Below are 13,177 nucleotides of genomic sequence, written 5' to 3'. Positions count from 1 at the left end.
TGATATTTTATATGAAATCTTACTATTTTTTGATAGGGTAAAGAAGAATGAACGAAGGAGGTATTTCTACTATGAAACAATACCATGATTTATGCACCCATATCCTTGAGCACGGTGTCGTTAAAGAGGACCGGACCGGGACCGGGACGACGAGCGTGTTCGGCTACCAGATGCGGTTCAATCTTCAGGACGGATTCCCCCTGGTCACGACGAAAAAACTACATACCCGCTCAATCATCCATGAACTGCTCTGGTTCATCACCGGCAATACGAACGTCAAGTATCTTCAAGATAACGGTGTCCGCATTTGGAACGAGTGGGCAGACGAGGACGGCAATCTCGGCCCTGTCTACGGGGCGCAGTGGCGCTCGTTCCCGAAACCAGACGGCACGAGTGTCGACCAGCTCGCGCAAGTGATCGAGCAGATTAAGACGAACCCTGATTCGCGCCGCCTCGTCGTCTCGGCATGGAATCCAGGGCAACTCGAGGACATGGCGCTCCCGCCGTGCCATCTGTTGTTTCAATTTTACGTCGCGGACGGCAAACTATCATGCCAGCTCTATCAACGTAGCGCTGACACGTTCCTCGGCGTACCATTCAACATCGCGTCATACGCTTTGCTCACGCACATGGTCGCCCATGTGACCGGCCTTGAGGTCGGCGACTTTGTCCATACGCTCGGCGACGCCCACATTTACCATAACCACCTCGAACAAGTGAACCTTCAATTGACACGTGAGCCACGCCCGCTCCCGACATTGAAAATCTTGCGAGATGTGACGTCGATCGAGGACTTCCGTTTCGAGGACTTCGAAATCGTCGGCTATGACCCGCATCCGCATATCAAAGGAGCGGTCAGCGTATGATCGTCCACGTCGTCGCCATCGGAAGCAATCGGGAAATCGGGAAAGATAACGCCTTGTTGTGGCGCCTGCCCGATGACTTGAAGCAGTTCAAAGCTATCACGACGGGCCAAACGGTCGTCATGGGTCGTAAAACGTTCGAATCGATCGGTCGTCCGTTACCGAACCGCCGCAATATCGTCGTCACGTCAGACCGATCGTTTTCAGCTGAAGGTGTCGATGTCTGGCACGACCTCGAGTCGCTCAACACCGAGACGACAGACCTTTACATCATCGGCGGCGCGACGCTTTATGAGCAAACACTCTCGATGACGGACCGGTTCTATGTTACTGAGGTCGACGGCACGTTCGAGGCGGACACGTATTATCCACCGCTGCCGGACGGGCTCACCGTGACGGACGAACAGTTCCATCCGGTCGACGAGCGGCATGCCTATAGCTTCACTTTCCGTCAATATGACAAAAGGGACATCGACTGAGTCGACGTCCCTTTTTAGTCGGGCAATTTTTCGAGCCATTGCTCGATTTTTTCAGTGATGACATCATGATGGTCCTGTTCGGCCAAGTCGTCGTATAGCGTACCGAGCTCGAGTGCCGTCCGTTTCGACAACGCTAACACATGACTGTACTTGCCACGCTGCTCTTTGACGGCCGAGAGCGTCCCTCTCGTCTCCGTCGTACTCGATTCGTCTAAAATGAACATCTCCATATGATCGTTACAGGCGTAACGGTCGTAAGGACGATAGATGACCTCGTATCGTCGATGCTGTTTCGGCAACTGTTCGGCGAGCATGATGTACTTCTCCGGGCTCATCGTCACGTAAGCGAGCCGTTTTTCTTCCCGGACCGCCGTCGAATAACGGATGATTCGATTGCGACCGTCACGCTTCGCCTTGTAGAGCGCCTCGTCGGCGTAAGCGCACCACTCCCCGAGTGTCATCCCGGTCTGACAGACGCGCGTATAGCCGATGGACACCGTCACGTGATGCTCGTATGTAAACGTCATCTCTTCGATTCGGCTGCGGACCCGTTCGAGCACCGCATCGACGACGTGGCGCTCGGACACGTTCAAGATGATGAGGAACTCTTCCCCGCCGTAACGAATCAACTCGTCACTCGAGCGAATCGCCAAACGAACCTCCTCGGCGACGCGATGCAGCACCTCGTCCCCATACGCATGACCAAACGTATCGTTCAACTGCTTGAAATGGTCGATGTCGAGCAGCGCGAGGGTGAAGCTTTCACCGGACCGCTCTAGACGGGACATGAAGCGACTGAACGTCGCTTTCAAGTATTTACGGTTGAAGGCGCCTGTCAATTCGTCGACGAGCAGCGCATTCGAGACGAGCCGTGCCTTCTCGATATGATGTCCGAGCCGCACGAGCCGCTCTTCCATCGGGATCCATTCTTCCCAATAATCATCGAACCCATACGAGTAGGCGGCGAGTCGATAATGTTCATTCGTTCCGATCACAATGAGCGGGACGTACAGCTTCTTCATCTTGCTGACGAACGATTGGATTGCCCGCTCCGGGAAGCGTGCCCACAGTTCGACGTCCATGATGATCGCCTTCGGCACATCTTCATAATCGTATTCGACGGCTTCTTCTAACGTCTGTAAAAAGACAGGACGCGCCCCGAGCTTTTCCACCCGCGGCTTATAACGGCTGAACGTCGCAAAGTTGTTCGACAAAATCAAGACGAGGTCCTCGTCTTCTTGCTCGATGCCGAGGATCGTATGGATATATCGTTTCACCGGGGCAATCAACGCCATCGCTTCTGCTTGCGTCAGGACGGCCGGCAACTCACGCACGTCAGATTCGACACGACTGAAGATTTCAAGCAAGTGCATGAACCGTCGCTGTTTCACTTCTTGTTTCATCCAATCCAATAAAAACTCGATGTCTGTTGTTTGAATCTGTCTCGCGCTCGTGATTTGCGCCAAAATCTTATGTATACGATCTGTGAGTTGCTGCTTCATTCCCGACCCCCCAGTTTCGTTCTCCCGATATTCGCTTCTGACTATGATTATGCGACTTCATCCACGAAAATACAACTATTTACTTATTTTTTTCCTATTGTTTTACAGAAAGTTAGTGCTTACGACCTAATAGACAATAATTAAAGAGCGGTCATGGACCGCCCTTCCCTTATTTACCAACTTTTAGGTTAGGAGATGTCATCTCTTCCGGACGAATCCATTGATCGAACTGCTCTTCCGTCAATAGTCCGGTCTCAAGCGCGGCTTCCTTCAACGACGTCCCATTTTTATGGGCGAGCTTCGCGATTTTGGCTGCGTTCTCGTACCCGATATGTGGGTTGAGTGCCGTCACGAGCATGAGCGACCGTTCCACGTTGTGTGCGATGACGTCCAAATCTGGTTCGATGCCGACCGCGCAATGCACGTCGAACGAATGTAGACTGTCCGTCAACAGGCGGCACGTCTGGAGGAAGTTGTACATGATGACAGGCTTAAACACGTTCAACTCAAAGTTTCCTTGGCTCGCCCCGAATCCGATTGTCGCATCATTACCGAGCACTTGAGCCGCGACCATCGTCAACGCCTCGCTCTGCGTCGGGTTGACTTTACCTGGCATGATCGAGCTACCCGGTTCGTTTTCCGGAATCAAAATCTCGCCGATACCGGCACGCGGACCAGAAGCGAGCCAACGGACGTCATTGGCGATCTTCATCGCGTCCATGGCGAGTGCTTTCAAGGCACCATGTGTGAACACGAGCTGATCGTGGCTCGTGAGCGCATGGAACTTGTTGACGGCCGTGATGAACGGTTTTCCGGTCTCTTGCGAGATTTTCTCAGCCACGACTTCGCCGAACTGTGGATGGGCGTTGATGCCCGTCCCGACTGCCGTCCCACCGAGGGCGAGCTCTGTCAACGGTTCGAGCGTGCGCTCAATCATCTGTTTCGACAGCTCAAGCATACGGACCCAACCGCTAATCTCTTGACCGAGCGTGACCGGCGTCGCGTCTTGCAAGTGCGTCCGACCAATCTTGACGATGTCCATGAATGCCTCGGCTTTCTTCGCGAGCGTCGCGTGGAGCGCCTCGATTGACGGCAACACATGGTCCTCGACCGCTAGGATGGCCGCAATATGCATCGCCGTCGGATACGTGTCGTTCGAGCTCTGTGATTTGTTGACGTCATCGTTCGGATGAATCGTAAGCGTTTGGCCGCGATCCTTCAACTTATCGTTCGCCAAGTGGGCGATGACTTCGTTGACGTTCATGTTCGACTGTGTCCCTGAACCCGTCTGCCAGACGACGAGTGGAAACTCGGCGTCATGTTGCCCAGCGACGATCTCATCGGCGACTTCGGCGATGACGTCGGCTTTAGCTTGCTCCAACACACCGAGCTCGGCGTTGGCGAGTGCGGCACCTTTCTTTAAAATCGCGAAGGCATGCACGACCTCTAGCGGCATTTTTTCCGTCCCGATTTTAAAGTTCTCTAGACTGCGCTGTGTTTGGGCTCCCCATTTGGCTGAAGCCGGAACGTTGATTTCCCCCATCGTGTCCCGTTCGATCCGATATTCCATGAAAATTCCCCCTCTTTTTTTGACTACGCTTTCATTTTAGCGAAACTTTTGCAAAAAAGAAATCATTCCCCCGCAATTGACAAAAAGTCGGGCCCACGCCCGACTTTTAGCCTGTCATCAATGCCCGTTTCGCCACGTCATGGGCCCGGTTCTCCGCTCGCGGAATCCATTTGATGAATTTATTCGGCAATTCGTCATAAAGCGTCAGCGCCTTGACGAACAACGGACGCATCGATTGGTCTTTGAGGAAGCGCTGTTCGAGCGCCCGTACGACCGTCTCGGCGTCTGAATAGAACATGAACGTCGATTCGCCCGTCATTTCGTGCGCTTGTTCGAGGGCGAACGCGAGCGCGGCGAGCTCCGCCTGAACGCTCGTCAACCCAACGCTTTGGGCGATATACGTGGACACCGTGCCGTCGGTCTTCTTGATCCAGACGCCAAGACCGTTCTCACCAGCCTCTTGGTTCGTCGCCGCATCAAAATAAATGTGAACCAAAGCGATACGCCTCCCAATCGGTCTCAATCGGTGCATGAATATCGATGAGCGATAGACGTTTCGAGAGCAGTGCCACTTCTTCTTGCCCATCCAGTTTCTTCGCAAATTTCTGATGCGCCTCTTGAAGCGCTTCTTGTCTCACGATGTCGTATAGCGTTTCGACCGTGTCATACGACTGGACGAGGATGGTCGCTGTTTTCGGTCCGATACCGCGGACACCGGGAATATTATCTGAGGCGTCACCTTGGAGCGCCTTCACATCGACGAACTGCTCTGGTCGGACGCCGTACGTCGCAACGAACACTTCCCGATTCATGATCATCTCTTCCCCTTTTTTCGGAACGATTTGAAACACGTTTGGGGAAAGCAACTGATGCAAATCGCGGTCTGACGAATACATATACGATTCGCCCGGGAATGCGGTCGCGACGGCCCCAATCAAGTCATCGGCCTCGTACCCGGCGAGCTCAGACTGAAAAATCCCGCGCTCGGTCAACGCTGCCCGCAACTTGACGTAATCGTAGAACAACGGTTCCGGCAAGCCGGTGCGAGTCGCTTTATAGTCCGGAAACAGGGCGTAACGATGCGTCGTCTCGCGTGGGCCGTCCCAAAAGAAAGCGATATGCGTGAAGTCGTTCGTCCACCCGTCAACTTTTCGAAGCAGTCCCTTCAACGTCACATCGGGGTCGAGAGCCCGACGACGCTCTGTGGCAAAATAATATCGCGACAAGAGGTTAAACCCATCGACCAACATCAATTTCATCATGCATTCACCTCACAAGCTTGTAATCCGCGCGTGAGCGCGTCCCGGTCAAGATTTTTTCCAATCCAGACGAAGACGGAACGCGAGTCGTCGCTCGGTTCGTTCGCGAACGTCGCCCCCATCAGTTGGTTCGTCGCTTGGACGACGAATTTTGATGTTTCTCCGTCTAAACGAACAATCGCCTTCAAGCGATAGACATCATCTTCATAGTGCATGAGCACTTCTCGGACGTATTGAGTGACGCGTTCCCGTTTGAGCGGCACGTCCGTCGTGAGCGTGATGGCCCGAAGTGATGAGACCGAGGAGTGCCCGGCCGTCAGTTGCCCGAGGAGCTGTTCGTCGATTCGTGAGAGCTGGAACGTATTCTCCGTCAAGTCATAGTCACCGACCGTCTGAACCGTCTCGATGACTCGAACGGTCGGATTCAGCGCATTAATCCGCTCATGCGCCTGTTCGAGCGCATCCGCATCGACGAGGTCGACTTTATTCAATAAAATAACGTCCGCATAGGCGATTTGATGAATTCCTTCAATAAATAGCTCACGGTCCAATTGACTGGCATCGACGACCGTCAAAATCGCCGTCAACTTGAAGCGCGTGCGCAAGTAGTCGTCATAATAAATCGTCTGAATAATCGGCGCCGGGTCGGCCACACCGGTCGTCTCGATGACGATGCGGTCGAACGTGTTTTTCGATGCGAGCTGATAGAACGTCTTGCTTAAATCGCTTTGAATCGAGCAACAGATGCAACCGTTCGACAGCTCGATCTGCTCTTGGTCCATCTTGACGATCAACTGTTCGTCGATATTCACCGACCCGAGCTCGTTGACGATGACGAGCAGCCGCTCGTCCGTCGCTTCTAGCAAGCGATTCATATAGGTCGTTTTTCCGGCGCCTAAAAAACCGGTCACCAATTGCACGGGAATCATGTACTGCACCTCACCTCATAAATTTTCGTGAACCCGCGCCCATTTCTCATAGCGCGCATCCAGCAAGTCAATCAAATGAAGCATCCACGCTTCTGTCGTGACCGGTAACACGCTCGAGCCCCACTCGCGCTTGCCGTGGTGGGATAAAATCATATGCCAAATCCGATGATGGGCGTCGAGCGACAACGTGACGCTTGCGGCCTGTTGACTCTTCTCGAACAACAGTCCGCCGTACGGCATATGTCCGATCAAGCTTCCCATCGGATTGATCGAGATGCCGGTCGTCTCACTCGTACCGTTAACCGAGAACAGTTGCTCGAACCGTTTCGGGGACGACAGCAAGTGACTGTACTCGAACAACTTGCCGATATCATGGAATAAAATCCCGAGCGCGAGTTCGTCCCAACGGAGCGGCTCCTTCAATTCTGCGATGGCCTCGCAGGCCGCATAGAGCGACTCGAACGTGCCCCGGAACGCCTGTTCAACTTTTACACCGTTCATCGTATTCCATACGTCTACTTTGTGCAACTGCTCGGCTTCTTTGATGACCCGAAACGCCATCGCCAAATGGTCGTCCTGTTCTTGGATGCGATAACCGAGTCGAAGCATACAGACCGTGTGCTTCAAGAGGCCGCCGACATAGTTATGATGATGATACAGTGCAGCCGGTGCGAGAACGAAATCGTCCCAATAGCGGTCGAGTAGCGACATCGCGATTGCTTGATAGTCAGGCGAGAGCGTCGACAGAATCGCGAACAGCTCGTCGGCGTATTGATCCATCGTCTCGTCTCCAGGAAGACCTGGCAACAATGAGACGGCCTCGTCCCGGGCAATCGGTTTGGCCCGGTCGATTGTGATTGACGTGGCGCCGTCCGGTTTCGGATAGACATCGATTTTCCCTTCAAGCTCGATCACACCAGACTCGTAAATCGGTAACAGCTGCTCTTCGTTGCCACGCAACCATTGCTTGGCACGGATGAGTCCGCTCGATGTCGTCAAATTCAGTTGCAGCCATTTGGCACCCGATTTGCCTTCTCTCACTTCGACTGTACTGACGAGCGCTTTCGTCTGGACCGGTGTCCCGTCCGTAAGGTCAGTCAATCGCGTCGACGCTTTTTCGACGGTCGGGAGTTGGAACCGCGTCCGGTCGAAGCCGCTCCCCGTGATCGGATCAATCTGTTGGTAATAATTCATATACAATCCCCTCCTTCTTCTCTTTGCCCATTGTATCGTGTTTTCCACTTCGAGGCGAACATACTTTCGTTATAGGTCATGAAGTTTCCTAAATTATATTGAAAGCGCTTACTAGAATTGATACGATAAAGATAGCTAGATAAAGGGGGAACTCACATGATTTCATTGGTAGATACGTACGAACGATTGATCGCAACAGGGGAAGCGACACGTTACGCCACTACGCATTCAACAATCGCCAGCATTTTACAGGCATCGACTTGCCCGGTCTCACATCACGAACTCGTCGCGGCGGTCTCAGGACATGCCGGCAACCCATATACGCCGGACCAGCTCGTCGACTCGGTCATCGAGCATGAGATGAAAGGCGCGATGGCCATCCTCGTCGTTGCCGGCTATCCGATTCAAACACCGCTCGCCAAGGCCGTCGTCTTATCGGCATTCGCCCGGACGAACCGGATGAATATCGAGAAGCTGAAAGAACTTGGTCATGCCGACCTACTCGTTCGCATCCAGTCGGCCGAACGGTCATGGAAACGAACGTATACACACTTATACCGCTCGGCACCGAGCCAGCTCTGTGACCAACTCGACTCACTCCTCGGCGGTTGTGCCGTCCATCGTGTGCTCGAAGCCATCGATTTCGATTCGAACGTAAAAACGGCATAAAAAAAGAGCGGTCCCCGGGCCGCTTCTTTTTTTATGCCGTTCATTAGCCTTCTGTCACTTCAACCGCTTCCGGTTCGAACAATGTGACGTTCCGTGCTGGTGAGAACGTTGAAATCGCATGTTTATAAATCAACTGTTGGCGCCCTTCCGATTCGACGATGACCGTGAAGTTGTCAAACGATTTAATGACTCCCCGAATTTGAAACCCGCTGACTAAAAACACGGTCGTCGGCACCATTTCTTTACGTAATTGATTCAAAAAATGGTCTTGAATGTTATAGCTAGCCTTCATGTTGCATTCCCCCTAGTCTATGTCTCTTTGAAATAATCGGAATTTTCGAAAAAACTCCTCAACTTCATCATAAATATTTTGATACGATAGTTCAAATGATTTTCGTCCCATATCGACCCAAATCCCATTAAATTGATGACGGAACCATGTCAATTGACGTTTTGCGAACTTGCGCGTGTGCTGTTTGAGCGTCTCGCTCATCTGCTCTCGGGTCATCAATCCATCAAGATACGGAACGACTTCCTTGTAACCGATGGCGCGCATCGCTTGCGTGTCCCGGTAACCAGCCGCGAGCAAGCGCTCGACTTCCTCGATGAGGCCCGCTTCGAGCATCAAGTCGACACGATGGTTGATGCGCGAGTAGAGCACGTCTCGGTCTGCATGCAAGATGAACAGTTTATAGGCGTAATGTTCTGACGGGAGACTGTCCATCGCCTGGGCGTCGCCTTGGAGCGCGACTTCAAGGGCCCGGATGACGCGGCGGACGTTATTCGGATGAATGCTCTCGGCCCGTTTTGGATCGAGCGATTGCAGACGCGCATGCAGCGCCTCAGGTCCATCCGTCTCAGCTTCTAACTCGAGCGCTTCTCGCAATTCGTGATTGACCGGTCGTTCTGTGAACTCATAGTCATAGAGAATCGCACGGATGTAGAGACCTGTCCCGCCGACCAGAATCGGCAATTTTCCGCGCGCATAAATATCATCGATCGCCGCCCGGGCCAACTTTTGGAAAGTGGCGACGCTCATCGCCTCGTCCGGGTCGCATATATCAATCAAATGATGCGGAACCCCTTCCGCCTCCTCGACCGTCACTTTTGCCGAACCGATATCCATCCCGCGGTACACTTGGACCGAGTCGCCCGATACGATTTCACCGTTGAACGCTTTGGCGAGCTCAATCCCTGTCTTCGTCTTTCCGACAGCCGTCGGTCCGACGAGGACGATGACTGGTGTCTTTTCCATCCTTGTCACTCCTCAAACGAAAGACCGTCCCTTAAATGAAACGGCCCGTTAAATTCTTCTTTTAATTGTATCATCAAACACGACCGCAAACAGCATCCATCCGCATAATAATAGTCCCATCAGTAAAATTAAGCCGTCACTCATCCGAGGTCGCCTCCTTTACGTATCTCATTCCCACTTTTCACATTTTAGACACAAATGAATGCGCAAAAAAACGACGCTCCCAAAGGAGCATCGTTCATTGTGTCACTTCTACTAAACGGCGCTGACGCCACATCGTCAATCCAAAATAAAGGATCGCGGTGCCGCTCGCGGCCCACCACATAACGCCATAGAGCGGCGTCATCAAATTCGCGAGACCGAACAGTGCCGGAATAATCAAGGTCAACCAGGCGAGCACGAATGCGACCCGGGCCGTCAATCCGTCAATCTGCCGCCCTAGGCCCATCCCCATGAAGAACAGTCCCCACAAGAGCGACCAGAACAACCACGTGACTACTCCCATCACATCGCCCGTCGTGAATGCGATCACCGCATAGAAGACGGCCGAAATCGATACGAAGAGCGAGAACCATCCGACGCCCCGACCGTCCAAATCGAACAGGAACGTCACACCGACGTACAAATACGTGAACGCGAACAAGTAGATGCTCGCATATCCAAACATCTCCGCCGAACTCGCCCCGATGACGAGCCACGTCGCGATGAACGTCTGCAACAGGCCTGTGAACAGACTAAACACACCCGCACTCTTAACGTCCACTTTTCCAAACAAAACGAGGCTGTTGATGAACAGTGCCACGCCTCCAAATAATAAACTTATATTCCCCACACTCATTGCTCCTTCATACAGATGTCTGACGTCTAATTTTATCTACGTCCACTGTAACTTGAATTCGCTTTCAGTGCAAGTGGAGAAATGGACGTTCACGGACTCGACAAACGTCACTCGTTTTCGAGCGTTTGAATCGCTTCATCGATTCGTTCCTGTTCGTCTTCCGAGAATGTCGGAAACTGGGGATCGATGTCCTCTAGAACGTCTATCATAATCGTCGAGACGATATAACGGGCGTACCAGTCATCATCTGCCGGGAGCACAAACCAAGGTGCATGTTTTGACGCCGTGTTCGATAACATATCCTCAAAGATATCTTGGTAATCGTCCCAATGCTTGCGTTCTTCGACGTCGCTGAACGAGAATTCCCAGTTTTTACTCGGATCTTTCAGACGTTCGAGCAAACGATCGCGTTGGACTTCTTTTGAGACGTTAAAGAAAAATTTGATGACCTTAAACCCGTTCTCATCTAAATATTGTTCAAAGTCATTGATTTGGCGATAGCGGACTTTCCATACCGATTCTTTATCCTCCTCATCCGGAATGACCTCTTCTCCGAGCAAATCATGGACGCGCGGGGCGATCACTTCCTCATAATGGGAGCGGTTCAAAATACCGACTTGGCCTCGCTCCGGCATGAGGTCATGCATCCGCCAGAGGTAGTCATGTTTCTTTTCCGTATCCGATGGTTTTTGGAACGCGTTCGTCTTCAACCCTTGCGCGTTCAAGTTCGAGAAGATGTAACTGATCGCCTCATCTTTACCGCCCGCATCGAGCGCCTGTAAGACGACGACGACACCTTTTTTGGCTTCGGCATATAGTTTCCAATGCAACTCTTTCAATCTTTCGACGCTCTCCGGAATCAGCTCGTTTTGCAACGTGTCATCCGATGGTCTGTCCTTGATCGTAGTCGGGTAATCGTCGAGACGAATCCCGTTTTTATGGTCAATGCGAAACGTTTGAATATCCATAGCCCCTCCTTGATTGCGACAAAATTTACGTACAATCCGTATTTACCCGATTCTTTCAAAAAATAGCTATAAAAAATCCTTTCCGCCGAAACGGAAAGGATGCATGAATGGACTCGCCTTAGTAGATTCCGACCGCGTCGAACGATTTCGCCGCCGCGACCGCTTGTGTACTCGTTGAACCGTACAAGTCTTTAGCTGACTGTACGACTGCTTGACGTAGGCTCGAGAAGTTCGATGTCGGTGTCAAGTAGACGGTGAGTGCACGGTAGTATACATCGCCCATTTGCTTGACGCCGATGCCTTGAACCGATACGCCGTAGTGTGAGCCACCGCTCGCGAACAAGTAGGCCGCCTTGTTGACGATACCTGAGTTGATGTGGACGCCACCGTTATCTTGCGTCCCTGTGTAGCGGACCGAGTAGTGGTCCGGGTCACCATTAGCCGCTGGGTTCGACATCGAACGGAGACCGTCCCCGGCGATACCCGGCGTATAGATGTCTTCCCCGACCAACCAGTCGAAGTTTGAGCCGACGCTATACTCCGCGACCGTACCGAAGATATCGGATACCGCCTCGTTGATGGCGCCCGATTCGTTCTGATAAATTAAACCGGCCGTATATTCTGTGACCGCGTGTGATAATTCGTGAGCGACTACGTCAAGTGCGCCAGAGAGGTACGTGAACGTTTGGCCGTCACCGTCACCGTACACCATCTTGCTGCCATCCCAGAACGCGTTGTTGTAACTGCGGCTATAGTGGACCGTTGAGTTAAGGGCCGCGCCGTTGTTATCGTAACTGTTGCGTCCATAAGTATTCTTGAAGAAGTCATATGTCTTCGTCGCATTGACATGGGCGCTGACCGCTGCCCGGTCATACGTCGTGTTCAAGACGTTATCGACATCGGCCCAAAGTGATCCTGGAAGCGTCGTCCGGTTTTTCGCGTCATACGTATAGATGCCTTTACCGCGTGTCGAGTCTTGGAGATAGTAGTATGAACCGCTCTTCGTCGTCTTGAACGTTTGGCTCTGACCAAGGACGTCGATTCCTGTTCCCGTAAACGTCGTACCTGTGACACCATTCGCCGGTTTGGCGTGCGCCAATTGGTTGTATTTATTCAATACTTTTCCACTTGCCGCATCGATGAAGTACGTCCAACGTGACGGCTCATCCGCTTCAAGGATTGTCCCGGTCACTTCATACGCGTAGACTGCTTCTTCCCCGTTCGGATAGACGACGAGTTCAGCTGCTGGCTCGAGCTCATATGCGCCTTTGTGGCCGACAAGCTCTTTATAACGAGCGACCGCTTTTTGTTCGTTCAGTTTGATCGACTTATGTAATCCTTTAAGTTGTTTCGTGTCATCGACGACCGTTTTCAATTGACCGTCGTTATTGACGACACCGACGACGATTCCGCCGAAGACCGGTACACCGTCAACCGTCTGTTGTAATTTGACGACTTGTCCGACTTTGTCACGTTTCGATTCAAGCGTTTTGAACTCACCTTTCGCTTTCGCATACTCTTTGACGATTGTCGTCGGAGCCTCGTTCGATGGTTTCGTCAACGTGCCCGACTTGAGCTCCGCCGCGCCGACTAGTTGCGGCACGAGCAAGACGCCTGCGATGAGTGATGTAGATAAAACTTTTTTCATGTG

General features: G+C 52.3%; 14 protein-coding genes. 3 read left to right on the top strand and 11 right to left on the bottom strand.

Features of this window, described 5'->3' with window-relative positions; translation table 11 throughout:
- Positions 1 to 71 precede the first annotated feature (71 nt).
- Positions 72 to 866, top strand: coding sequence for a thymidylate synthase (locus KNP67_RS03445; protein ID WP_214755897.1), 795 nt, complete (start codon positions 72 to 74; stop codon positions 864 to 866).
- Positions 863 to 1,342, top strand: a complete 480-nt coding sequence (locus KNP67_RS03440) for a dihydrofolate reductase (RefSeq protein ID WP_029595585.1) — start codon at positions 863 to 865, stop codon at positions 1,340 to 1,342. Before KNP67_RS03445 ends, KNP67_RS03440 begins: the two co-directional genes overlap by 4 nt.
- A 14-nt stretch (positions 1,343 to 1,356) precedes the next feature.
- Here the strand turns inward: KNP67_RS03440 and KNP67_RS03435 are convergent, their stop codons facing one another.
- The 6 genes from KNP67_RS03435 to KNP67_RS03410 all read right to left on the bottom strand — a co-directional run bounded on the left by KNP67_RS03435 (position 1,357) and on the right by KNP67_RS03410 (position 7,796).
- A complete protein-coding gene (locus KNP67_RS03435; protein WP_214755896.1) occupies positions 1,357 to 2,844 on the bottom strand; it encodes a GGDEF domain-containing protein in 1,488 nt (495 codons plus the stop codon).
- A gap of 169 nt (positions 2,845 to 3,013) precedes the next feature.
- Positions 3,014 to 4,414 (bottom strand): class II fumarate hydratase, encoded by a 1,401-nt coding sequence (gene fumC / locus KNP67_RS03430; RefSeq protein ID WP_214755895.1) that lies wholly within the window; start codon positions 4,412 to 4,414, stop codon positions 3,014 to 3,016.
- A 106-nt stretch (positions 4,415 to 4,520) separates the two neighbouring features.
- On the bottom strand, positions 4,521 to 4,910 hold the full coding sequence (locus tag KNP67_RS03425; RefSeq protein ID WP_214755894.1) for a reverse transcriptase-like protein: 390 nt from the start codon (positions 4,908 to 4,910) through the stop codon (positions 4,521 to 4,523).
- The gene (locus tag KNP67_RS03420) at positions 4,891 to 5,676 is read right to left on the bottom strand and encodes a 5'-3' exonuclease (protein WP_251130767.1); all 786 of its coding nucleotides are present in this window, start codon (positions 5,674 to 5,676) and stop codon (positions 4,891 to 4,893) included. The genes KNP67_RS03425 and KNP67_RS03420 overlap by 20 nt, the downstream gene beginning before the upstream one ends.
- Positions 5,673 to 6,602 carry a CobW family GTP-binding protein gene (locus KNP67_RS03415; protein ID WP_214755893.1) on the bottom strand — a complete coding sequence of 310 codons (930 nt, stop codon included), beginning with the start codon at positions 6,600 to 6,602 and terminating at the stop codon, positions 5,673 to 5,675. Before KNP67_RS03415 ends, KNP67_RS03420 begins: the two co-directional genes overlap by 4 nt.
- A gap of 15 nt (positions 6,603 to 6,617) precedes the next feature.
- On the bottom strand, positions 6,618 to 7,796 hold the full coding sequence (locus tag KNP67_RS03410; protein WP_214755892.1) for a DNA-binding protein: 1,179 nt from the start codon (positions 7,794 to 7,796) through the stop codon (positions 6,618 to 6,620).
- A 156-nt stretch (positions 7,797 to 7,952) separates the two neighbouring features.
- Here KNP67_RS03410 and KNP67_RS03405 point away from each other — a divergent pair, with 156 nt between their 5' ends.
- Positions 7,953 to 8,465, top strand: a complete 513-nt coding sequence (locus KNP67_RS03405; protein WP_214755891.1) for a hypothetical protein — start codon at positions 7,953 to 7,955, stop codon at positions 8,463 to 8,465.
- A 43-nt stretch (positions 8,466 to 8,508) separates the two neighbouring features.
- Here KNP67_RS03405 and hfq read toward each other — a convergent pair whose 3' ends face one another.
- From hfq to KNP67_RS03380, 5 genes are all read right to left on the bottom strand, one after another.
- Positions 8,509 to 8,757 carry an RNA chaperone Hfq gene (gene hfq, locus KNP67_RS03400; protein ID WP_021067304.1) on the bottom strand — a complete coding sequence of 83 codons (249 nt, stop codon included), beginning with the start codon at positions 8,755 to 8,757 and terminating at the stop codon, positions 8,509 to 8,511.
- Between the two features lie 12 nt (positions 8,758 to 8,769).
- Positions 8,770 to 9,720 (bottom strand): tRNA (adenosine(37)-N6)-dimethylallyltransferase MiaA, encoded by a 951-nt coding sequence (gene miaA / locus KNP67_RS03395; protein ID WP_058763507.1) that lies wholly within the window; start codon positions 9,718 to 9,720, stop codon positions 8,770 to 8,772.
- Positions 9,721 to 9,958: 238 nt separating this feature from the next.
- Positions 9,959 to 10,552 carry an AmiS/UreI family transporter gene (locus KNP67_RS03390; protein ID WP_214755890.1) on the bottom strand — a complete coding sequence of 198 codons (594 nt, stop codon included), beginning with the start codon at positions 10,550 to 10,552 and terminating at the stop codon, positions 9,959 to 9,961.
- A gap of 113 nt (positions 10,553 to 10,665) precedes the next feature.
- Positions 10,666 to 11,526, bottom strand: coding sequence for a PPK2 family polyphosphate kinase (locus KNP67_RS03385; protein ID WP_214755889.1), 861 nt, complete (start codon positions 11,524 to 11,526; stop codon positions 10,666 to 10,668).
- Positions 11,527 to 11,644: 118 nt separating this feature from the next.
- Positions 11,645 to 13,174 carry a M4 family metallopeptidase gene (locus KNP67_RS03380; RefSeq protein ID WP_214755888.1) on the bottom strand — a complete coding sequence of 510 codons (1,530 nt, stop codon included), beginning with the start codon at positions 13,172 to 13,174 and terminating at the stop codon, positions 11,645 to 11,647.
- Positions 13,175 to 13,177: the final 3 nt, after the last annotated feature.

The organism is Exiguobacterium sp. s157, assembly GCF_018618205.1.
Classification (GTDB): Bacteria; Bacillota; Bacilli; order Exiguobacteriales; family Exiguobacteriaceae; genus Exiguobacterium; species Exiguobacterium chiriqhucha.
The sequence above is the reverse complement of the archived record's forward strand: the minus strand, read 5'-3'. Positions and strand labels throughout refer to the sequence as shown.